Source organism: Marinobacter sp. SS5-14b (assembly GCF_030541005.1).
Taxonomy (GTDB): Bacteria; Pseudomonadota; Gammaproteobacteria; order Pseudomonadales; family Oleiphilaceae; genus Marinobacter.
Genome location: NZ_JASSVM010000003.1, coordinates 156,449 through 177,164 on the forward strand (window position 1 = coordinate 156,449; position 20,716 = coordinate 177,164).

Sequence of the window (20,716 nt, forward strand, 5' to 3'; positions counted from 1 at the left end):
TGCTGATAGTGACCAATCAAAAACACGCCATGATGTACGGCCTGGGTACGGTGTTGCTCTGGTCTACGGTAGCTACGGCTTTCAAGCTGGCGCTGGCAGACCTGGCGCCGGTGCAGATGTTGCTCGTGGCATGCTCCGCTTCGATCATTGTCATGGCCATTGCGCTGGTGATCATGGGGCGCTGGCAGCAAGTGTTCCAGCTCAGCAGGCGCCAGTATCTGCAGTCTGTCGGCATGGGGCTGATCAACCCTTGCCTGTATTATTTTCTTCTTTTTGGTGCCTTTGACCGCCTGCCGGCTCAGGAGGCCCAGCCTTTGAATTACACCTGGGCGCTGGTACTGGCCTACCTGTCGGTGCCGTTTCTCGGGCAGAAGCTGCGCCGTATCGATATTCTGGCCGGCCTCGTGTGCTATGCGGGTGTGGTGGTGATCGCCACCCGGGGAGCGGTTACCTCGCTGACGTTCTCTGACCCGCTCGGGGTTTCGCTGGCCCTGGGTAGCACGCTGGTGTGGGCGTCTTACTGGATTATTGCCACCCGGGATACCCGGGACCCGGTTGTTGGCCTGTTCCTGAACTTTCTGTTCGGGCTGCCAGTGATTGCGGTGGTGTGCGGGTACACGGCTGGCCTGGAGCTCCCTGTAGGGGGCTCATTGGCCGCGGCGCTGTATGTGGGGGTGATTGAAATGGGCATCGCCTTTGTTCTCTGGTCCCAGGCGATGAAAAAAGCGGAGAACACCTCAAAGGTCAGCAACCTGATTTTTATTTCACCGTTTCTCTCACTGGTGTTTATCTATTTCATTCTGGGGGAGGTCATTCTGCCGTCCACCTACGTGGGGTTGCTGCTGATCCTTGCCGGGCTCTGGCTGCAGCAAAAGAAAACCCGGGATCGGGTGCAGGCCCTGGACAATGGCTGATCAGTGGTACTTGTATCTGGTGCGCACCGCGGGTGGTAGCCTTTACACCGGTATCACCACAGATGTGGCACGGCGTTTTAGTGAACATCAGGCCGGTGCGCCCAAAGGTGCCCGCAGTTTGCGCGGTAAGGGCCCGCTGACACTGGAGTTCCAGGTGCCGGCGGGCGATCGTAGCCGGGCGTCCAGGCTGGAGTGGCAGGTCAAGCGTTGGCCCCGGGTTCGTAAAGAGGCGCTGGTCCGGGGTGATATCAGCCTGCCAGATGATGCCTGATGTGCTCCGCCGCGACTTTTAGAGCGTTGGTGGCCCGGTCCATCTGGCCGCCGTGGACCTGAAATACGTGCCAGAGGTTATTGTATATTTCCAGGGTGGTTGCCACGCCATCCCGTTTGGCAATTTCAGCCAGTCGGGTGGCATCGTTGAGCAGGATTTCCTGGCTGCCGACCTGAATCAGCAGGGGCGGAAGGTCGGTCAGGTCGCCGAACACCGGTGATATCAGCGGGTTGGTCAGCGGCGTATCTCCTGCGTACATTCTGGCGGCGTTCTGGGTCCAGCTGGCGTGCAAAACCGGTTCGCATTCTGGACTGTAGAGGTGTTGCTCCGTCAGATCCGTCCAGGGCGAAAAGCAGGTAATCGACGAAGGTAACGGGTGGCCGTGCGCGCGCAATCGCATGGCCAGAGCCAACGACAGGCCACCACCGGCAGAGTCCCCCGCCACCGCAATGTTCTCGGCCGCCTTACCCTGACTGATCAGGGCCAGGTAAACCGATTCCGCGTCATCTGCCGCTGCCGGGTAGGGATGCTCGGGAGCCAGCCGGTAATCCGGAATGATGACTTCACAACCGCTCAGTTTGGCCAGGTGCCCGGCGATGCCCTTATGGGTGGCTGCCGAACCGATGATGTAACCGCCACCATGCAGGTACACCAGGGTACCCACCGGCTCGTCCTTGCCCCGGGCTCTCAGGACTGGAACATTGCCTAGATCATCCCTGCTGAAGCGGGTGTCGCGGGGCGGAGGGGAGCTGCGATACGCCTGTTGGATCAGTCGGCGTTGCAGTGCCAAAGGGACAGCGTTCGAGAGCATGGGGCGCACCAGGCGGTACATGGTCTGGCGCAACCCGGCTTCAAGAAGCGGCTGGAACATCTGTGTTCTCCCTCGTGAATGCGTTAGGATGACGGTCAAATATTGACTCATGACAGGCGTTTAACTCTACGTGTACTGGAAAACAGATACCATAGAAATACCGAACTGGGACAGACATTCCTTGCTGGAACGGCTGGAGCCGTTCAACCCGGCTGTGCGCAGGGAATTGAGTGCCGAAATGGAAGCCTACTGTCGGTTCTATGGGCTGGATCTCTGGGTCGAGCACCCGGACGTTACCTACCATCAGGGCTACATCAAGGCCGACCGCCATGAAGTCATGGTGCATTACTTCAAACTGCCAGACTCGGTGCCGGTAAAAGGTACCGTGTTCATTCTTCATGGCTATTTTGACCATGTGGGGCTCTATACCCAGTTGGTTGATCGCTGCCTTGGGGCTGGTTTTGATGTACTGGCCTACGATCAGCCTGGGCATGGTCTTTCCAGTGGGACGCCTGCGGCTATCGGGAGTTTTCTGGAATATCAGGCCGTGCTGTCGGAAGTGATGGCAGAGGTGGATGACAAGCTTCGAGGGCCATGGTTTGCAGTAGGTCAGAGCACGGGAGGCGCGATCCTGATCGACTACCTGCTGTCCAATCACCATGATCAGGAAACCTCGGCGTTCCGTAAGGTGGTTTTATTGGCACCACTGGTGCGCCCGATGGGCTGGCTTGGCGCTAAAGTGCTTCACAGTGTGATGAAGCCCTTTCTGAGCCGGTGGCGGCGGGCTTTTGGCGCAAACAGTGGCAATACCCGGTTCCTGAGCTTCCTCCGGGAGCATGACCCGTTGCAGGCCCGGGCCGTGCATGTGGACTGGGTCACGGCACTGCGCAAGTGGGTGCCTCATATTGAGTCCGCACGGCCTGTAGATTTCCCCGTGACGGTTGTGCAGGGTGAAAAAGACAGAACGGTGGACTGGCAACACAATCTGCGGATCATCAGGAACAAATTTTCATCCGTAAGGGAACGAAGAATTCCGGACGGGCGTCATCATTTAGTGAACGAAGCCCAGGATTTGCAGGCGACGGTGTTTAACACCATTATTGAAACATTCTCGGAGTGAAACGACCGGCGCGGGATAGGGTCGAGTCGCAATAAAACGAAGCAGGAGATTACCGTGAAGAAAACCATCCTTGCCTTTGCAGTCGCTACAGTTGGCCTCAGTGGCTGTATGACCTATGACCCGTACACCGGGGAAGAGAAAACCTCCAGTGCCACCAAGGGCAGTATTATTGGCGCCATTGGCGGTGCAGCAATTGGTGCAGCCACTTCCAGCAAGAGTGACCGCGGTAAGGGCGCCCTGATTGGTGCCGCCGGTGGTGCCGCTGTGGGTGGTGGTATCGGTTACTACATGGATCGCCAGGAAGCGCAGTTGCGCCAAAAGCTTGAAGGCACCGGGGTTCGTGTGGTTCGAAATGGCGATCAGATCGAACTCGTTATGCCTGGCAACATCACGTTTGATACGGACCAGTCCACGATCCGGTCCGGCTTTACCGGCACACTGGAATCTGTTGGTCTGGTTCTGAAAGAGTTCGACAAAACCATCATCCAGATTGAAGGCCACACCGACAGCACTGGCTCTGATAGCTACAACCAGCTGTTGAGTGAGCGTCGCGCGTCTTCGGTTCGTGACTTCCTTCTGAACCAGGGCATTGAGCCTGCTCGTACCCGTGCCACGGGTTACGGTGAGCGATCCCCGGTTGCGTCCAACGACACGCCAGCTGGCCGTGAGCAGAACCGTCGGGTTGAGCTGACGCTGGTGCCGATGCAGTAACAGCGTAACCGGCAAAGAAAAACCCCGGAGGCGAAAGCCTGCGGGGTTTTTTTACGGCTGCTGATCAGATCAGAACAACACGCGGCAGCGGATAGTGCCTTTCACCTGGCGCAGTTTCTCCAGGGCCAGTTCACCGTAAGCCTTGTCCACGTCAACAACGACGTAGCCAATATCCTCTTTGGTCTGCAGGTATTGGCCACAAATGTTGATGCCGTTCTCGGAAAACACCTGGTTGATCTCGGACATCACGCCCGGCACGTTCTCGTGGATGTGCAGCAAGCGGTGCTGGTTCGGGTGGGACGGCAGCGCCACTTCCGGGAAGTTCACAGAAGAGACGGAGGTGCCGTTGTCGCTGTACATCGCCAGTTTTTCGGCCACTTCACGCCCGATGTTTTCTTGCGCTTCGATGGTGGATCCGCCCACGTGAGGGGTCAGGATCACATTGTCGAACTCACGCAGCGGAGACACAAACTCTTCGTCGTTGGACTTGGGCTCAACCGGGAATACGTCGACGGCAGCGCCCAGCAGTTTACCGGAGCGCAGCGAGTCGGCCAGCGCGTCAATATCCACAACGGTGCCGCGGGAAGCGTTCATCAGGATGGAGCCGGGTTTCATCTGAGCCAGCTGCTCAGCTTTGAACATGTACTTGGTGGCCGGTGTTTCCGGGACGTGCAGGGAAACGACATCGGCAATGTTCAGCAGCTCCTGCAGGGAGCCTACCTGAGTTGCGTTACCGATCGGCAGCTTTGAAACCACATCATAGAAGTACACATCCATGCCGAGGCCTTCGGCCAGAACACTGAACTGGGTACCGATGTTGCCGTAGCCGATGATGCCCAGTTTTTTGCCACGGATTTCGTAGCTGTTCTTGGCAGACTTCAGCCACTCACCGCGGTGAGCTTTGGCGTTTTTCTCAGGCACGCCGCGCAGCAGCAGAATGGCCTGAGCGAGCACCAGCTCAGCGACTGAGCGGGTGTTGGAGAAGGGTGCGTTGAACACCGCGACACCGCGACGGGTGGCGGCTTGCAGGTCAACCTGGTTGGTACCGATGCAGAAACAGCCTACAGCCACCAGCTTTTTGGCGGCGTCAAACACGCTCTCTGTCAACTGGGTGCGAGAGCGAATGCCAACGAAGTGCGCATCGGCAATCTTCTCGATCAGCTCTTCTTCGCCAAGAGAATGGCTCAGATACTCAATGTTGGTGTAGCCCGCAGCATTCAGGGTATCAACGGCAGATTGATGAACGCCTTCCAGCAGCAGGATCCGGATTTTGCTCTTTTCGAGAGACGTATTTGACATGGGCTTGCTTCCGAACCTTTCGTCACGTGAAATGACCTGCAGCCAGGGATCGTCGGCCTGGCTCACAGAACAGGGGCGGTATGATACCATAAACGCAGATTTTCACAGCGCGCCGGTTTGCCTGGATCAATTCTTTTTGCACGGATTCTGAACAGGCTCTGGCCCAACCTTGACGAGACTGACGCACCCATGAGTTCCGAACAGATCATTGCTGCCCTCAAAGAGCTGGTTGCTACCGGTGAAAACCCGGGCAAGGTATTGACCGATCCTTCTGACCTGGACACCTATGGCAAGGACTGGACCAAAATATATCCACCGAGGCCACTGGCTATTGTGCTGCCGAAAACCACCGAGCAGGTGCAGGCGGTGGTCCGGTTTGCCAATGAGAACCAGGTCGCCCTGGTGCCATCTGGCGGTCGTACCGGCCTGAGCGCAGGTGCCGTGGCGGCAAACGGTGAGGTGGTCGTGGCCTTCGATAACATGAACCAGATCCTGGATTTCAATGCCAGCGATCGGCTGGTTCGCTGTCAGGCCGGCGTGGTTACTGAGCAGCTGCAGAATTTTGCCGAGGAAAACGGCTTGTATTACCCGGTGGACTTCGCCTCCGCCGGTTCCAGCCAGTTGGGCGGTAACCTGTCTACCAACGCCGGTGGTATCAAGGTCATTCGCTGGGGCATGAGCCGGGACTGGGTAGCCGGCCTTAAAGTGGTCACTGGTAAGGGCGATGTGCTGGATCTGAATAAAGATCTGGCCAAGAACAACACCGGTTATGACCTGCGCCATCTGTTTATCGGAGCTGAAGGTACCTTGGGGTTCATTACCGAAGCGACCATGAAGCTCACACGCCAGCCGGATAACCTGACGGTGCTGGTACTGGGCCTTTCGGACCTGACCAACACCATGGACGTGCTGCAGAAGTTCCAGAGCAAGCTGGACCTGACCGCCTACGAGTTTTTCTCCCATCAGGCCATGGGGCATGTGCTGGCTCATGGCCAGGTTCAGGCACCGTTCGAGACCGAAGCGCCTTATTACGCACTACTGGAGTTTGAGGCAGTGTCTGACCAGGTGATGGACGACGCCATGGCGTTGTTTGAACACTGCGTCGAAGAAGGCTGGGTGCTGGATGGCGTGATCAGCCAGAGCGAAACCCAGGCTCAGAATCTGTGGCAGCTGCGGGAGCGGATTTCCGAATCTATCGCGCCGCGGATTCCCTATAAGAACGACATTTCGGTGGTAGTTTCCAAGGTTCCAGGCTTCCTGCAGGAAATTGACAATGTGGTGGCCGAGCACTATCCCGATTTTGAGATCATCTGGTTTGGCCACATCGGCGACGGCAATTTGCACCTGAACATACTCAAGCCGGAAACCCTGGCAAAAGAAGATTTCTTCGAGAAGTGTCAGCAGGTCAACAAATGGGTGTTCGAGATCGTTGAGCGCTACCAGGGCAGCGTGTCCGCTGAACACGGCGTTGGTATGACCAAGAAACCGTATCTGCAGTACACCCGCAGCGAGACTGAAATAGCTTACTTGCGGGGCATCAAGCAGGTATTCGATCCGAACGGCATCATGAACCCGGGTAAAATCTTCGACTGATGCAAGAGCATATCGTGGTACTCACCGGCGCTGGTATCAGCGCCGAAAGCGGGCTCTCCACCTTCCGTGATAACGGCGGGTTGTGGGAGCAGCACAGTGTGTACGACGTGGCTACGCCGGAGGCGTTCGAGCGCAACCGTGACCTGGTGCTGCGGTTCTATAACGAACGCCGGCGCCAGCTGCAGTCGGTGCAGCCTAACCCGGCTCATCGTTTGCTGGCGGAACTGGAGCGCCGTTACCGGGTTACCGTGGTTACCCAGAATGTGGACGACCTGCACGAGAGGGGAGGCTCCAGCCATGTGCTGCATTTGCACGGAGAACTCACCAAAGCCAGAAGCTCTGCCTATCCTGACCTGATTTACGATATCGGTTATCGCGACATTCACCCCGGCGACACCTGCGATCGGGGCGCCCAGCTGCGCCCTCATATTGTCTGGTTCGGAGAGGAAGTGCCCATGCTGGATGCGGCCTCGGAAGTGGTTCGCACTGCTGATCGGCTGCTGATCGTAGGCACATCACTGCAGGTCTACCCGGCCGCCGGACTGGTCTATGAAGTCGACATTGATGTCCCCATCACGGTTATTGATCCTGGGGAACCGGCCTCGGTGTCCCGGGCCAGAGTCATCCGAAAAGGGGCCAGCGAAGGCGTTGCTGAGTGGGTTAAAATGCTGGGGTGATACTGAAGTTCGGTGCACCCTATCCGAAACAGTACATCCGCCCCGCCGGAAATCCGGGATTTGTTGAAGCAGAGGCCCTGACCAGTCTGGTCAGCCAGAAACGTCGTGCCGGGCGTGGCTGCCCGGCGTTTCACTCAGGTACTTTTGCAGTTCCGAGCGAAAGGCCGCCTGAACGCCCAGTCGCTTCAGCATCCAGTAATGCCCGGCAATCATCCGGTCAATGAAAATGCTCTCTACCGGTGGCTTGAAGTAGTCCAGGTACTTGAACACCGTACTGGTTTTAGAGGCTACGTGCTTGTGGATGTCGGCCTCGGCAAAATCATACGGCTCATCGTCCACAAACGGAATGATCAGAATGTCCCGCCACATGGCGTAATACGCCTCATCAACTGCGGGTTGGTTGTCAACGCGCGCACCCAGATCAATCAGGTACTTGTCCAAGGCCTGGTAGTCCTCATTCAGCGCAGCGATGAGGGCGTTCTGGTAGGCCTGCACAATCTCCGGTTTCAACTTTTTCACGCAGCCAAAGTCATACATGACAATGGTGCCATCGGGGCGGTAGGCGAAATTACCGGCGTGGGGGTCGCCATGAATGCACTGAAACCGAAACAGCTGGTCCGCCATGATGGTGAAAATGCGGTGGCCGATGAGGTTCAGGGTGTCCTGGCTGTACCGATCCGGGGTGACCTTGCTGACGTGGTCGCCCTCAACCAGTTCGAGGGTCAGAACCCGGCGGGTCGAGTGGCTTTCCACCACTTCAGGAATAATGACCCACGGCTGGTCCCTGTGGAACTCGTGGAAGAGCTTTAGGTTACGGGCTTCGTTTTCGTAATCCAGTTCTTCTTTCAGGCGTTCCCGGATCTCGCCGAACAGCTGGTCGACGGTTTCTTTGGGCATTTTCAGCAGGCCGCCCAGCTTCAGAGCCAGGCGTAGCTGTTTCAGGTCGGAGTCGCAGGATTCATCCACGCCCGGGTATTGGACTTTGACAATAACGTCGGTGCCGTCGTACAGCCTTGCGCGGTGGACCTGACCGATGGAGGCAGAGGCGTAGGGTGTCTCCTGAAGGTACTCGAACAGCTCGCTCACCGGCTTGCCGAGCTCACTTTCCACTTGCTCCAGAATGACCTCGAAGGGCATGGGGGGCGCTTCTTTCTGGAGTTTTTCCAATGCGTCCGAGAATTCTTTAGGCAGGAAGTCCTGAGTCTGGGAGGCTATCTGACCGACCTTCATGACTGCACCTTTGAGCTCGCCAAGGGTGTCGGCAATCTGGCCGGCCATTCGGGTATAGCTTTCACTTTTGGCGCTTTCGTCATCGACAGAGCGGAACATGCGCCTGGCTTTCTGGCCAGCGTATTGACCGGCTACGGAGGCGGTCATGCCTGCCAGTTTGAAGAATCGACCTGAGCGAGAGGTTACCGGTTTTTTGGCCATGGTGGCATTGGGATCCCTGAAACAAATGGTTCACCTGACTGTGCGTTCAGGTGGACAAATCAGACCACTGTGGTTTCGACGAACAGTGCGTTTTCCAGTTCCAGTGACAGGGTCTGCCCGGACACCAGTGGCCCGACACCTTTCGGTGTGCCCGTCAGTACAACGTCCCCGGGCAGCAGGGTGAACTGGCTGCTCATAAAGGCGATCAGTGGAACTATCGGGTTCAGCATATCATGGGTGTCGCCGGACTGTTGGCGTTGGCCGTCGATGTCCAGGGTAAAGTGTATGCGGTCTCTGGGAAGCCGGTCCTTTCCGACAAAGGGCGACAGGGGGCAGGCACCGTCAAACGCTTTGGCGCGCTCCCAGGGTTGGCCCTTGTCCTTGAGTCGGCTTTGGACATCCCGAAGGGTCAGGTCCAGCGCCAGGCCATAGCCGAGAATGGCGTTCTCGGCTTCGCTGGCCGATGCGTTGGTGAGGGGGCGGCCGATCAGAACCGCGAGCTCGGTTTCGAAATGAACCTCGCCCCGGTCACGCGGGAAGTCCAGAGGGCGGGTGATATAAACCGCTGATGTTGATGGTTTTATAAACAGCAGCGGTTCATCCGGTACCGGATTGTTCAGTTCCCGGGCATGTTCAGCGTAGTTGCGACCAATGCACACGATTTTGCCCAGCGGCAGGTGAACCGGTGTGCCGTCTTTCCAGTGGTGCTGATACTCGGGCATGGTCGCCTCCTGAAACAGTGATTATTCTCCCTCGAACGAACACACAGTATAGACCTGCAGGCCCTCTTCCTGCAGCTTGCGGGAGCCACCCAGGTCAGGAAGGTCAATCATGGCTGCAACTTCAACGATCTCGGCGCCTATCCTGCGGATAAGGCGAGTAGCCGCCAGCATGGTGCCGCCGGTAGCAATCAGGTCGTCTACCAGCACAACTTTATCGCCTGGTTTGAAGGCATCCTTGTGCAATTCAACGGAGGCTGTTCCGTATTCCAGTTCGTAGTCTTCCACCATGGTGTCGAACGGCAGTTTGCCTTTCTTGCGCACCAGCACCAGCGACGCATTGAGCTCGTAGGCCAGGGCAGAGCCGATGATGAAGCCCCTGGCATCCACGGCAGCAACAGCATCAATGTGCTGGCCATGGTAGCGGTGAACGAAGGCATCAATCAGCTTGCGAAACGCCGTTTTGTCCTGCAACACGGTGGTGATATCGCGGAACGACACGCCGGGCTTGGGCCAGTTCGGAACCGTGCGAATGGCTTTTTTAATACTCTGAGAAAAATAATCCATAACTCACCTATGGCGGACGTGGCTTACGCCAGGTCCAGGAACATGAATTTCAGAACGAAGACGATGGCAATGGTGGTCACGCTCCAGTTGAGATCAGACCACTTGCCTGCCAGGGCTTTCACTGCCACATAGGTGATGAAACCAAGGGCAATGCCGTGGGCAATGGAGAAGGTCAGTGGCATCATCAGGGCCGTGACGATGGCCGGAGCCGTGTCAGTGATGTCATCCCAGTCGATTAATTTCAGACCGCTGGCCATCAGGCAGGCCACGTACAGCAGGGCTGGCGCCGTGGCATAGGGCGGAATGACGCTGGCAATGGGTGAGAACAGCAGGCAGGCCAGAAACAACAGGGCGACAACAACAGCCGTCAGGCCAGTGCGGCCACCGGCGGCGATGCCAGCGGTTGATTCCACATAACTGGTGGTGGTGGACGTGCCCAGGGCTGCACCCGACATGGTGGCGACGGAGTCTGACATCAGGGCGCGTCCCAAACGCGGCAGCTTGCCGTCTTTATCCAGCAGGCCGCCTTTTTGGGCTGCACCCACCAGGGTGCCCGATGTGTCGAACAGGTCCACAAACAAAAAGGCAAACACAACACTGATCATGCCGACGTTCAGGGCGCCGGCCAGGTCAAGTTGCATGAACGTGGGTGCGATGCTTGGCGGCGCGGACACCAGGCCTTGGTACTCCACCATGCCCAGCATCATGGCGACAACGGTCACGGCAATAATGCCGATCATCACTGAGCCGGTGATCTGACGGAATGACAAAGCACAGATCAGTACGAAACCGGCGAAGAACAGCAGGGCCTCGGGAACTTTTACGTCACCCAGGCTGACCAGTGTGGCTGGATGGTCTACCACAATGCCGGCATTTTTCAGGGCGATCAGCGCGAGGAAGAACCCGATACCCGCTGAAATACCGAACCTCAATGACAGAGGAATGGAATTGATGATCCATTCCCGCACCTTGAAAATGCTGAGCAGGAAGAACAGGAGGCCGGAAAGGAACACGGCCCCCAGCGCCACCTGCCAGCTGTAGCCCATGCTGCCGACCACCGTGAACGAGAAAAATGCGTTCAGGCCCATGCCCGGGGCCAGGGCGATGGGGTAGTTGGCCCACAGGCCCATAATCAGTGTGCCAATAACCGCGGCCAGACAGGTGGCAACGAACACCGCGCCGAAATCCATGCCGGTGTTTGATAGTAAGCTGGGATTGACCACGATGATGTAAGCCATGGTCAGGAAGGTGGTAATGCCCGCTATCACTTCTTTACGAACATTAGTGCCGTGGGCCTGGAGTTGAAACAGTCGTTCAAGCATGACGGGGGGCTGCCTCTCGGGATGCCTTGAGTTGGGGGTTTGAAAGTCTGATTGCGTGCAGAAAATGTGGACTGTGTGAAAAAACAGCAATGTTACCGGCTAGAAGGCCATAGGCCAAGGAATGATTCACCGCTCAGTTCTGGATCGGATCTCGTTGCAGTCGGATATCGAAGCGCACCGCCAGCATCCGGACAATCACAATGAACAGCAAGCCGATGGTCAATGCCAGAGTCTCGCTTTCCAGGAGCCACTGGCAGACAAAGTAGAGCCAGCAGCCTGCAAACGAAATGGACGCGTAGATCTGGTCTTTCCGAAAAATAAACGGCACCTCATTGCACAAGGTGTCGCGCAGCGCACCACCAAACGTGCCCGTCATCACGCCGAGCATGGATGCGATAAACCAGGAGTGGCCAAGGTCCAGCGCCAGCTGGGCGCCAAGAATGGAAAAGATGCCAAGGCCGATGGCATCCGGAAAAACAATGCGGGATTCCTTAAGGCTGTGAGCACGGCTCCAGTAACTGAAGATAATGGCCATAGCGAGAATCAGGATGGGCTGTTCCTGGTGCTTGATCCAGTACAACGGATGATTATCCATGATCAAGTCCCGCAAGGTGCCCCCGCCCAGTGCCGCGATAAATCCGATGGCAAATATCCCGACAGGGTCCATGTTCTTCGAGCGTGCGACGATCATGCCGGAAATGGCGAACGCCACGATTCCTATCATTTCAAGTATATAGATGATGTCGAACATGGCTGGCTCTGGGGATAAAGTTTGCGGGACCTATGGCGTCCATATCAGGTGCGCGAAGCATAGCCGAAATTGAGGATCGATTCATCCAGGCCGACCTTTGGATGGTCGGTCAAAAGTGATCTGTTTGAAGACATGTGGGCGTAGTTATTGGCGCCCCCTGTGTCCATTGAACCGGAGTACCTGAAATGCCACTTATTCGCCTAGCCTACGCCAGTGATGCAACCTTTGAGGCCCAGCCCCTCGAACAAGGCGTGGAGCCTCACGTTGCCCGAATTCTTATGGCCTCCAGGCGAAACAACGGCAAAGTAAACATTGTGGGCGGGCTGTATTACGGTGATAACCGTTTCTTTCAGTACCTTGAGGGCGATGAATCTGCTGTTCGCGAAACCTATGAACGCATTCAACAAGATTCCCGGCACCACAACGTTCGCACGCTGATCGAAGAGCCGCTGAAAGATCGGACCTTCACCAACTGGTCGATGAAATACGTGCCCGCATCAGGCGATGTAAAAGCTTTTCTCGAGCGCAATCAGTTGTCGGAATTCAATCCGCAGGCGTTTGACAGCAGCCAGTGTGAGGAGATGATCGGCCTGATTCGCCGCTCCAGCCAGGATCAGAAACTGGTGAACCATGGTGAGACAACTCGCATGGCTTCCCAGCCTCCACAAACACTGTCTTCGGGACTCAAGGTCGGACTGGTGGTTGCTGCGGTGGGCCTGGTAGTGGCATTGGCGGTTGCCGCAACCCTGCTCTGATGTCCCATCAGTGATGTTTATACGAAACGATAAGCGATCTTGATTTGCTTCGCGGTGCGAGTGCGTTTAGCTTGATGTCAGTCAAAAATAAGCTGAACAAAATCGCATTTGGTGCCCCTCGGACGATGTGTCTCTGATGGTTCGGCCCCAAATACCAGGAGAGATCATGAAAGCCATTCTCTGTAAGGAACACGGGCCTGCTGAAAAGCTGGTCATCGAAGACATAGCAAGTCCGGAAGCCAAGGGCCGGGGTGTCAAAATCCGGGTCAAGGCCGCCGGTCTGAATTTCCCTGACACCTTGATCATTGAAGGCAAGTATCAGCTGCAGCCGCCGCTGCCATTTTCACCCGGTGGTGAATTGGCGGGCGAGGTGATTGAGGTCGGTGAAAAGGTCACCCGTTTTAAACCGGGTGACCGTGTTGCGGCCTTGACTGGCTGGGGCGCGTTCGCGGAAGAAGTGGTTGCCCCGGAGTCTAACCTGTTGCCGCTGCCGGATGGCATGTCTTACGAACAGGCCGCCGGATTTATGATGGTGTATGGCACGTCTTATTATGCTTTGAAGCAACGTGCCAATATCCAACCCGGTGAGACGCTGCTGGTGCTAGGTGCCAGCGGCGGTGTCGGCCTTGCAACGGTAGAGCTTGGTAAGGCGATGGGTGCGCGGGTCATCGCTGCGGCGAGCACGGCGGAGAAGTTGGCGGTGGCCAAGGCGGCGGGTGCCGATGAGCTGATTAACTATTCCGAAGAATCGCTGAAAGAAGCCGTCAAGAAGCTCACAAAGGGCAAGGGCGTGGATGTGGTCTATGATCCGGTCGGTGGTGATTTCACCGAGCAGGCTTTGCGTTCAATGGCCTGGAACGGCCGCCACCTGATCATTGGCTTCGCGGCTGGCGATATTCCGAAAGTGCCTGCGAACTTGATGCTGCTAAAAGGTTGCTCGGTAGTAGGTGTGTTCTGGGGTAGCTTCACCCAGCGTGAACCAGAAGCCAGTGCCCAGAACATGATGGACCTTCTGACACTCTACGCGGAGGGTAAAATCGATCCGAAAGTCAGCCAGGTGTTCGAGTTCGACCAGTACGCCGAGGCGCTCGGTGCCCTGACTGGTCGCCGCGCCACCGGCAAGATCGTTCTTCGCGTTGGCGCTTAGGTCTGGCTTGGGCTCCTAGCCTGTTAGTTCTGGTGCTGGGTACGAGTGGGTGGCCCCTCCCAAAAAACGCTACGAGCGCATCCATGTGCGCTTCGCTCCGGCCATCCATGGCCTCCGAGATTTTTGGGAGGGGCCACCCACTCGTCCCTTCAACCGGTCAGTTGTAGTCTGCATTTCGCGCAGGCTAAAAACTGAATTAAGAATGGGTTTTCCGACTATTACTCGATGCTTGAGTGCCGGGTTGGGGACGTCTTCCAAAAAATCTTGAGGGCCAGGGATGGCCCGAACGAAGCGCACATGGATGTGCTCGTAGCGTTTTTTTGGAAGACGTCCCCAACCCGGCTAACTCCGACGCAAAAAGGCTAGGGCCGAACCCTGAAGGCATATGCCATGCGTTAAAACCGAACTCCGCCAGAATCGATATCGGCCACCAACTCAGGCGTAAGCTGCGTATACCCGGAGGTGCCCGGAAGCCATGCGTAAACCTCTTCATGGGGACGGTCGAGCGAATAACCGAGCTTCTGGATATCCACCTTCCGGTACTTGAACGTTCCTGTTTTCTCGATGGCATGGGTGACTCGTATAAACACCGGCACCGCGTAAGGCGGCAGGTTGTCCTGCAGATAGGCGAACAGCCTGTTGGCGTCGAAAGCTTTATCCGGGTCGTGGGGTACCAGCGTCACCATGCCGGCTTTACCGTTGGTGTTCGGGATCTCCACACCATACACGATGGCTTCCTGCACCATGTCGGAGCCGTCGATGATGTTCTCCACCTCCGTGGTCGACACGTTCTCCCCCTTCCAACGGAAAGTGTCCCCCATACGATCAACGAATTGCAGGTGGCGGCAGCCAATTTCCTTCAGAACATCACCGGTGTTGAACCAGGCGTCGCCCTTCTTGAAACCATCCCGCAGAATCGATTTCTCAGTGGCCTCTTTCTGGGTGTAGCCTTCAAAAGCCCACTTCTTGGTGATCTCGCCAATCAGCAAACCAGGCTGGCCCTTGTCGACCTCCTCCATGCGGCCGCTTTCGTTTCGGATCGGGTCTCGGGTGCCTTCGTGGTATTTCACGAGCTTGTAGGGGGCGGTGGAGAAGCCGACGGTATTATCCATGTTGAAGAAGTTGCTGAAGCCGATATTGCCCTCCGAGGAGGCGTACAGCTCAGCCACCATGGCCACACCAAAGCGCTCTTTGAACTCCTTCCAGATGGAAGGCCGAAGGCCGTTACCGATCATCTTGGTGAGAGAATGGTTCCGGTCCTGATCGCTGGCGGGTTGGTTCAGAAGGTATCGACAGAGTTCGCCCACGTAGCCAAAGGTTGTTGCTTTGTATTTTCGGATGTCATCCCAGAATGCACTGGCGGAGAACTTTCTGCGCAGGGCGATGGCGGAACCGCCGGCCAGCACAGAGCCCCAGCACACCAGTAAGGCGGTACCGTGGTAAAGCGGGAGGGTGCAGTAGAGAACGTCTTCTGGCTCCATGGCCAGCGACAGCATCCCGAAGCCGCCGTAGGCGCGAACAAATTTGCGATGCGATCCTGGCGCTGCCTTGGGCAGTCCGGTGGTGCCGGAGGTGTACAGATACACCGCGGTGTCGCCCATCACCACCGGATTGCTCAGGCTTGGCTGAGACGATGGGCGCTGACTGACTTCCACCGCCATGTTGACGTAACCGTCCGGGGCATCACCGAAAATGTTCAGGGTGTTGGCATCGGCCAGGTACAGCAGCGGGTTTGCGTGAGGCAGCTGAATGTCTGGGCGAACGCCTTCGGCGTGTTCCAGAAGTTCCTCTCCGGCCACCAGCATTTTGGGTTCGATCAGGTTAATACTGTGGGCCAGTACTTTGCCTTTCTGGGAGGTGTTCAGCATGGCGCAGGCAACACCTACTTTTGCTGCGCCGGCAACGACGGCCAGTAACTCCGGGCGATTGTCGAGTAGCACTGCGATGGCGTCGCCTTTTACCAATCCCTGATCCTTCAGGTAGTGGGCAACTCGGTTGCTCCAGGCATCGAACTCTCGCCATGTGATCGTGCAGTCGTCGAAGAGAATGGCCGGTTTGTTTGGATACTTGGTGGCGTTGCGGGCGATCAGTTTGCCAAGGGTAAGCTCTTTTTTACCATCCTTGACGGCGTAGTAGTACAGCCCCCGTGCAATGAAGGGGAACCGGCGCAGCACTGCAGGGAGGCTGCGGATCAGGTCGCGGGCGGTTACTATGTCTTGGCTCATGGTGATTCCATTTCGTTCGTCACGCGATGGTGTTCAACGTTCGCGGTTTATGTTGTTTTTTCTGTTTGTAACGGGGCGCCCAGCTCTACCAGCAGCTGACTGCGCTTCACCTGATCTCCTGCCCGGGTATGTAATCCGGCGACTACGCCATCCCGGTCAGCCTTTACCGGATGTTCCATTTTCATGGCTTCCAGCACGACCAGGGTCTGGCCCTGGGTTACGGCGTCTCCTTCGGCGACAAGTACATCAATAATGGCGCCATCCATTGTGGCCTGAATTCGGCCGCTGCCGGCTCCCTGGGCCCCGGAGGCTGGCTGGTGGGTTCGGTCAGTGACCGACCAGGAGCGCCCGAACGCCTGTAAATATAGGGAATCCCCGGCGCGGTGATATTGGCACCGCTGACGAATGCCGTTGTCGATTATGCACAACAGGCCAGGTTGGTGGCTTTGCAGGACCAGTTGGTAATGGGCTTCGCCGTGGGAAACCGTGAGCGTTTTGCCGGTGTGGCGCACCAGCAATTCGGTGGTTTCGTCGTCCACTTCGAGCTTCATGGGGATGATGGACGCTGGTGCGTTGCTCCAGCCTTCCTGCCCAGTGCTGTTAAGGCTCAGGGCGCAGGCGCTGAGGGCCAGTTCCCGGATGCTCAGTGCTTGCGGTGCCAGCGATGGGTCATCTTTGAACGCCTGCTGCAGGAACGCCGTAGTGGCTTCACCGGCACCGAAGGTGTCGTCGGCGATGATGCGGCTGAGGAAATGCCGGTTGGTGGTCACGCCGAACACGGTGGTGTCTTCCAGCGCCCGGATCAGGCGGCGGCGGGCTTCGTCCCGGTTCTGGCCCCAGGCGATGACTTTCGCCAGCATGGGGTCGTAGTGGGGGCTGACCACATCGCCGGAGCGCACGCCGGTGTCGAATCGCAGGCCTTCTCCCTCGGCCGGAGTGAATTCGTGCAGGGTGCCGGTTTGCGGGGTAAAGCCGTTGGCAGGGTCTTCGGCGTACAGGCGCACTTCGATGGCGTGGCCATTGAGTTCGATCTCATCCTGGGCCAGCGGCAGTGGCCGGCCTTCGGCGACCATCAGTTGCCAGGCTACCAGATCCTGACCGGTGATCAGTTCGGTGACAGGGTGTTCCACCTGCAGGCGGGTGTTCATTTCCAGGAAGTAGAAGTTGCGGTCTTTGTCGACCAGGAATTCCACAGTGCCGGCGCCGTCGTAGCCGCAGGCCAGGGCGGCTTTGACGGCCGCTTCGCCCATGGCCTTGCGCAGTTCCGGGGTGACAAAAGGTGAGGGCGCTTCTTCGACCACTTTCTGGTGCCGGCGTTGTACGGAGCAGTCCCGCTCGCCGAGGTACACGGCATTGCCGTGGCGGTCAGCGAAGACCTGGATTTCCACGTGGCGGGGTTCGATGACGGCTTTTTCGATGATCAGTTCGTCGTCGCCGAAGGCCTGTTTGGCTTCGGATCGGGCCCGTTTGATGTTGTCGGCCAGCTCGCTTTCGCTCTCGACCAGGCGCATGCCCCGGCCACCGCCACCGGCGGAGGCTTTGAGCATGAGGGGGTAGCCGATGTCCTGGGCGGCGGCGATGAGTTCATCATCACTAGCGTTGTTGCCTTCGTAGCCCGGGACTACGGGCACGCCGGCTTCCTGCATGGCGATTTTGGAGCGGCGTTTGCTGCCCATGAGTTCGATGGCGTTTTCGGGCGGGCCGACGAAGGTGAGGCCGGCCTGTTTGATGGCTTTGGCGAAGCCTGAGTTTTCGGAGAGGAAGCCGTAGCCGGGGTGGATGCAGTCGGCGCCGGTTTTGGCGGCGGCATCGAGGATGGCTTCGGTGTTCAGGTAGGAGGCGGCGACTTGGGCCGGGCCGATGCAGACGGCTTCGTCGGCTTGTTCAACGTGCAGGGCGTTGGCGTCGGCTTCGGAGTAGACGGCAACGGTTCGATAGCCCAGCGCTTTGGCTGTGCGGATGACCCGGACGGCGATTTCGCCTCGGTTAGCGATGAGTAGTTTTTTTAGCATTTGTATGTCACCTGCCTTGATACGCGCCTGCGTGTTTGGGTTCTCGTGCGCACCTCTGGCGGGGAGGGCCTCCGGAAAAACGCTCCTTGCGGCACATCCCTGTGGCGCTTCGCTCCGGCCATCCATGGCCTCCGAGATTTTCCGGAGGCCCTCCCCGCCAGCGGCGCTTCCGCTGACTTTGTTCGTGCCTGCTCAACAGTTAGTGAACAGTGTCTATTTGTTGTCGTTTTCTAGCTCTCAGCCCACTTTGGCTCACGTTTTTGCATGAATGCCATGGTGCCCTCAGTGCCTTCTGGCCCGCTGATGGCTGCGGCGAATTTTTCAGCGGCGTCATCCAGCAAACCGGTCATGGCTTCATGGCCGACTCGATGTAACAGCGCCTTGGTTTCTGCCGTGGCATTCGGGGCACACAGCCGAACCCGTTCAAGGGCTTGGTTCAGCATGTCGTTCAGCTGCTCTTCGGATTCCGCAACCTGGTGAACGATACCCAGTGCGCAGGCTTCCGTTGCGTCGATTCTCAAACCCAGAAGCGCCAGCCGGCGGGCCTGGGTCAGGCCTATGCGCTCGACGACGAACGGGGCGATCTGGGCCGGGATGACGCCGAGGGTGGTTTCCGGCATGCCGAATTTTGCGGTGGGCCCGGCGATGGCGAGGTCGGAGACGCAGGCCAGGCCGAAGCCGCCGCCCATGACGGCGCCTTCGGTGATGGCGATGACGACTTTGGAGGATTCGTTGACCTGCTGGATCATCTGGCCGAAGGCGCGGTTGAGTTTGTAGAACGGGTCGTCCTTGCCTTCGCCTTTCTGGCCCCGGGCGCCGGCCATGTCCTTGATGTCACCGCCGGCGCAGAAGTGGCCGCCGGCGCCGCGGATGACGACGGCGCGGATGCTGTTGTCGTTTTCAACTTCGGTGAACAGGGCGGCCAACTCCGCGACCATCTGCAGGCTCATGGCGTTGCGGACGTCCGGGCGGTTGATGGTGAGAAACAGGGACGGGCCTTGTTTCTCGAGAATCAGTGTTTCGCAATGTGGTAGTTGCTTTTCCATATCAGGCTCCGTTTCAGGCCGGCATAGGGTACCAATGGCAATGTTCGGGGCCTTGTGGGCAGGTAGAGCTTTCCGGGACTGTCTGCAGCAGGGATGCTGCAGTCAAGCGTACATGGATGTATTCACAGCGTGTCCCGGAAAGCTCTATCTGCCCATGAGGCCCTACTCCAAACGTTAGTCGCGATTTTTGCCAGGCAAAGTGCCCATCAGCTTGCAGATGATGCCCAGCATGATTTCGTCGGCGCCGCCGCCGATGGACACCAGGCGCACGTCGCGGTAGGCGCGGGCCAGGGGGTTTTCCCACATGTAGCCGTTGCCGCCCCAGTACTGCAGGCAGGTGTCGGTGACTTCACGGCCCAGGCGACCGGCCTTCAGCTTGGCCATGGACGCGAGTTTGGTCACGTCTTTACCGGCAATGTGCAGTTCACAGGCCTGGTAGGTGAGGGCGCGCAGGGCTTCAACTTCCGTCTGCAGTTCGGCCAGGCGGAAGTGGATGTACTGGTTGTTGATCAGCGGCTGGCCGAAGGTCTTGCGCTCGCGGCAGTATTCGATGGTCTGGTCGATGCAGTGCTCCAGCGCCTTGATCACGTTCGCGGCGCCCCACATGCGTTCTTCCTGGAACTGGATCATCTGGCACATGAAACCGGTGCCTTCCGCGCCGATGCGATTGCGCTGGGGTACGCGCACGTCGTCGAAGAACACCTGGGCGGTTTCCGATGAGCGCATGCCCAGTTTGTTCAGGTGCGGGCTGAAGGAAATACCCGGCGTGTTCATGGGCACGACGATCAGGGTTTTGTTCTTGTGGGGCTTGTCATCACTGGTGTTGGCCAGCAGGCAGATGAAGTCGGCTTTCGGGGAGTTGGTGATCCACATCTTGGAGCCGTTGATGATGTAGTCATCGCCGTCTTTCTTCGCCGTGGTTTTCAGGCCGGCTACGTCGGAACCTGCACCCACTTCACTGACGCCGATACAGCCCACCATGTCGCCGGCGATGGCTGGGGCTAGGAAGTCCCGTTTCAGTTCGTCGGAACCGAAGCGGGCAATGGCCGGGGTGCACATGTCGGTCTGCACACCGATCGCCAGTGGCACACCACCGCATTTGGCCATGCCCAGTTCCTCGGCGGCCACCAGGTTGTAGCTGTAATCGAGGCCCATACCGCCGTACTCTTCCGGCTTCTGGATGCCGAGCAGGCCCAGGTTGCCAAGTTTTTTGAACAGGTCGTGAATCGGAAACTCGCCGGCCTCTTCCCATTCGTCGCAGTGTGGGTTGATTTCCTTTTCCACGAAATCGCGGACGGTTTTTCTGAGGGCTTCGTGTTCGGCTGTGAATTTCATTGTTGTTCTC

The 20,716-nt window shown here is 57.8% G+C and carries 19 protein-coding genes; 8 read left to right on the plus strand and 11 right to left on the minus strand.

All coding sequences use genetic code 11. The features are described 5' to 3' along the window. The first annotated feature begins 8 nt into the window (after positions 1–8). Both QPL95_RS08385 and QPL95_RS08390 read left to right on the plus strand, forming a co-directional pair. On the plus strand, positions 9–914 hold the full coding sequence (locus tag QPL95_RS08385; RefSeq protein ID WP_303290532.1) for a DMT family transporter: 906 nt from the start codon (positions 9–11) through the stop codon (positions 912–914). Further along, positions 907–1,185, plus strand: a complete 279-nt coding sequence (locus QPL95_RS08390; protein WP_303290533.1) for a GIY-YIG nuclease family protein — start codon at positions 907–909, stop codon at positions 1,183–1,185. Before QPL95_RS08385 ends, QPL95_RS08390 begins: the two co-directional genes overlap by 8 nt. Here the strand turns inward: QPL95_RS08390 and QPL95_RS08395 are convergent. Then, positions 1,163–2,056, minus strand: coding sequence for an alpha/beta hydrolase (locus QPL95_RS08395; protein WP_303290534.1), 894 nt, complete (start codon positions 2,054–2,056; stop codon positions 1,163–1,165). The two genes, QPL95_RS08390 and QPL95_RS08395, sit on opposite strands and share 23 nt — an antisense overlap. A gap of 70 nt (positions 2,057–2,126) precedes the next feature. Here QPL95_RS08395 and QPL95_RS08400 point away from each other — a divergent pair, with 70 nt between their 5' ends. Together QPL95_RS08400 and QPL95_RS08405 are read left to right on the plus strand one after the other, a co-directional pair. Continuing rightward, entirely contained in the window at positions 2,127–3,116 is a 990-nt protein-coding gene (locus QPL95_RS08400; RefSeq protein ID WP_303290535.1) for an alpha/beta hydrolase, read from the plus strand. A 54-nt stretch (positions 3,117–3,170) separates the two neighbouring features. After that, complete coding sequence (locus QPL95_RS08405; protein ID WP_303290536.1) at positions 3,171–3,827, plus strand: OmpA family protein; 657 nt, start codon at positions 3,171–3,173, stop codon at positions 3,825–3,827. Between the two features lie 69 nt (positions 3,828–3,896). Here the strand turns inward: QPL95_RS08405 and serA are convergent, their stop codons facing one another. Continuing rightward, positions 3,897–5,126, minus strand: a complete 1,230-nt coding sequence (gene serA / locus QPL95_RS08410) for a phosphoglycerate dehydrogenase (RefSeq protein WP_303290537.1) — start codon at positions 5,124–5,126, stop codon at positions 3,897–3,899. Positions 5,127–5,315: 189 nt separating this feature from the next. Between serA and QPL95_RS08415 the strand changes: the two genes are divergently transcribed. Further along, a complete protein-coding gene (locus QPL95_RS08415; RefSeq protein ID WP_303290538.1) occupies positions 5,316–6,719 on the plus strand; it encodes an FAD-binding oxidoreductase in 1,404 nt (467 codons plus the stop codon). Next, complete coding sequence (locus QPL95_RS08420; protein ID WP_303290539.1) at positions 6,719–7,396, plus strand: NAD-dependent deacylase; 678 nt, start codon at positions 6,719–6,721, stop codon at positions 7,394–7,396. Before QPL95_RS08415 ends, QPL95_RS08420 begins: the two co-directional genes overlap by 1 nt. 90 nt (positions 7,397–7,486) lie before the next feature. Here QPL95_RS08420 and QPL95_RS08425 read toward each other — a convergent pair whose 3' ends face one another. From QPL95_RS08425 to QPL95_RS08445, 5 genes are all read right to left on the minus strand, one after another. After that, the gene (locus QPL95_RS08425) at positions 7,487–8,827 is read right to left on the minus strand and encodes an AarF/ABC1/UbiB kinase family protein (protein ID WP_303290540.1); all 1,341 of its coding nucleotides are present in this window, start codon (positions 8,825–8,827) and stop codon (positions 7,487–7,489) included. 59 nt (positions 8,828–8,886) lie between these two features. After that, a complete protein-coding gene (locus QPL95_RS08430) occupies positions 8,887–9,549 on the minus strand; it encodes a fumarylacetoacetate hydrolase family protein (protein ID WP_303290541.1) in 663 nt (220 codons plus the stop codon). Between the two features lie 21 nt (positions 9,550–9,570). After that, complete coding sequence (locus QPL95_RS08435) at positions 9,571–10,113, minus strand: adenine phosphoribosyltransferase (protein ID WP_303290542.1); 543 nt, start codon at positions 10,111–10,113, stop codon at positions 9,571–9,573. A gap of 23 nt (positions 10,114–10,136) precedes the next feature. Further along, positions 10,137–11,435: an NCS2 family permease gene (locus QPL95_RS08440; RefSeq protein ID WP_303290543.1), complete on the minus strand. Its 1,299-nt coding sequence runs from the start codon at positions 11,433–11,435 to the stop codon at positions 10,137–10,139. 133 nt (positions 11,436–11,568) lie between these two features. After that, positions 11,569–12,186 carry a trimeric intracellular cation channel family protein gene (locus QPL95_RS08445; RefSeq protein WP_303290544.1) on the minus strand — a complete coding sequence of 206 codons (618 nt, stop codon included), beginning with the start codon at positions 12,184–12,186 and terminating at the stop codon, positions 11,569–11,571. Positions 12,187–12,371: 185 nt separating this feature from the next. On the opposite strand from QPL95_RS08445, the gene QPL95_RS08450 reads away from it, so the two are divergent. Beyond that, entirely contained in the window at positions 12,372–12,941 is a 570-nt protein-coding gene (locus QPL95_RS08450; protein ID WP_303290545.1) for a BLUF domain-containing protein, read from the plus strand. A gap of 166 nt (positions 12,942–13,107) precedes the next feature. Then, on the plus strand, positions 13,108–14,088 hold the full coding sequence (locus QPL95_RS08455; RefSeq protein ID WP_303290546.1) for an NADPH:quinone oxidoreductase family protein: 981 nt from the start codon (positions 13,108–13,110) through the stop codon (positions 14,086–14,088). A 395-nt stretch (positions 14,089–14,483) separates the two neighbouring features. On the opposite strand, the gene QPL95_RS08460 is transcribed toward QPL95_RS08455, so the two are convergent. The 4 genes from QPL95_RS08460 to QPL95_RS08475 all read right to left on the minus strand — a co-directional run bounded on the left by QPL95_RS08460 (position 14,484) and on the right by QPL95_RS08475 (position 20,706). Then, positions 14,484–16,313 (minus strand): long-chain-acyl-CoA synthetase, encoded by a 1,830-nt coding sequence (locus QPL95_RS08460; RefSeq protein WP_303290547.1) that lies wholly within the window; start codon positions 16,311–16,313, stop codon positions 14,484–14,486. A 47-nt stretch (positions 16,314–16,360) separates the two neighbouring features. Beyond that, positions 16,361–18,325 (minus strand): acetyl/propionyl/methylcrotonyl-CoA carboxylase subunit alpha, encoded by a 1,965-nt coding sequence (locus QPL95_RS08465; RefSeq protein WP_303290548.1) that lies wholly within the window; start codon positions 18,323–18,325, stop codon positions 16,361–16,363. 230 nt (positions 18,326–18,555) lie between these two features. Next, on the minus strand, positions 18,556–19,371 hold the full coding sequence (locus QPL95_RS08470; protein ID WP_303290549.1) for an enoyl-CoA hydratase/isomerase family protein: 816 nt from the start codon (positions 19,369–19,371) through the stop codon (positions 18,556–18,558). Between the two features lie 174 nt (positions 19,372–19,545). Further along, positions 19,546–20,706 (minus strand): acyl-CoA dehydrogenase family protein, encoded by a 1,161-nt coding sequence (locus QPL95_RS08475; RefSeq protein WP_303290550.1) that lies wholly within the window; start codon positions 20,704–20,706, stop codon positions 19,546–19,548. Positions 20,707–20,716: the final 10 nt, after the last annotated feature.

Excerpts from the sequence above, each read along its gene's own strand:
- QPL95_RS08465 (WP_303290548.1), bottom strand. The coding sequence starts at position 18,325 with ATGCTAAAAAAACTACTCATCGCTAACCGAGGCGAAATCGCCGTCCGG.
- QPL95_RS08430 (WP_303290541.1), bottom strand. The coding sequence starts at position 9,549 with ATGCCCGAGTATCAGCACCACTGGAAAGACGGCACACCGGTTCACCTG.
- serA (WP_303290537.1), bottom strand. The coding sequence starts at position 5,126 with ATGTCAAATACGTCTCTCGAAAAGAGCAAAATCCGGATCCTGCTGCTG.
- QPL95_RS08420 (WP_303290539.1), top strand. The coding sequence starts at position 6,719 with ATGCAAGAGCATATCGTGGTACTCACCGGCGCTGGTATCAGCGCCGAA.
- QPL95_RS08475 (WP_303290550.1), bottom strand. The coding sequence starts at position 20,706 with ATGAAATTCACAGCCGAACACGAAGCCCTCAGAAAAACCGTCCGCGAT.
- QPL95_RS08390 (WP_303290533.1), top strand. The coding sequence starts at position 907 with ATGGCTGATCAGTGGTACTTGTATCTGGTGCGCACCGCGGGTGGTAGC.
- QPL95_RS08395 (WP_303290534.1), bottom strand. The coding sequence starts at position 2,056 with ATGTTCCAGCCGCTTCTTGAAGCCGGGTTGCGCCAGACCATGTACCGC.
- QPL95_RS08445 (WP_303290544.1), bottom strand. The coding sequence starts at position 12,186 with ATGTTCGACATCATCTATATACTTGAAATGATAGGAATCGTGGCGTTC.
- QPL95_RS08435 (WP_303290542.1), bottom strand. The coding sequence starts at position 10,113 with ATGGATTATTTTTCTCAGAGTATTAAAAAAGCCATTCGCACGGTTCCG.
- QPL95_RS08440 (WP_303290543.1), bottom strand. The coding sequence starts at position 11,435 with ATGCTTGAACGACTGTTTCAACTCCAGGCCCACGGCACTAATGTTCGT.
- QPL95_RS08470 (WP_303290549.1), bottom strand. The coding sequence starts at position 19,371 with ATGGAAAAGCAACTACCACATTGCGAAACACTGATTCTCGAGAAACAA.
- QPL95_RS08450 (WP_303290545.1), top strand. The coding sequence starts at position 12,372 with ATGCCACTTATTCGCCTAGCCTACGCCAGTGATGCAACCTTTGAGGCC.
- QPL95_RS08460 (WP_303290547.1), bottom strand. The coding sequence starts at position 16,313 with ATGAGCCAAGACATAGTAACCGCCCGCGACCTGATCCGCAGCCTCCCT.
- QPL95_RS08415 (WP_303290538.1), top strand. The coding sequence starts at position 5,316 with ATGAGTTCCGAACAGATCATTGCTGCCCTCAAAGAGCTGGTTGCTACC.
- QPL95_RS08455 (WP_303290546.1), top strand. The coding sequence starts at position 13,108 with ATGAAAGCCATTCTCTGTAAGGAACACGGGCCTGCTGAAAAGCTGGTC.
- QPL95_RS08425 (WP_303290540.1), bottom strand. The coding sequence starts at position 8,827 with ATGGCCAAAAAACCGGTAACCTCTCGCTCAGGTCGATTCTTCAAACTG.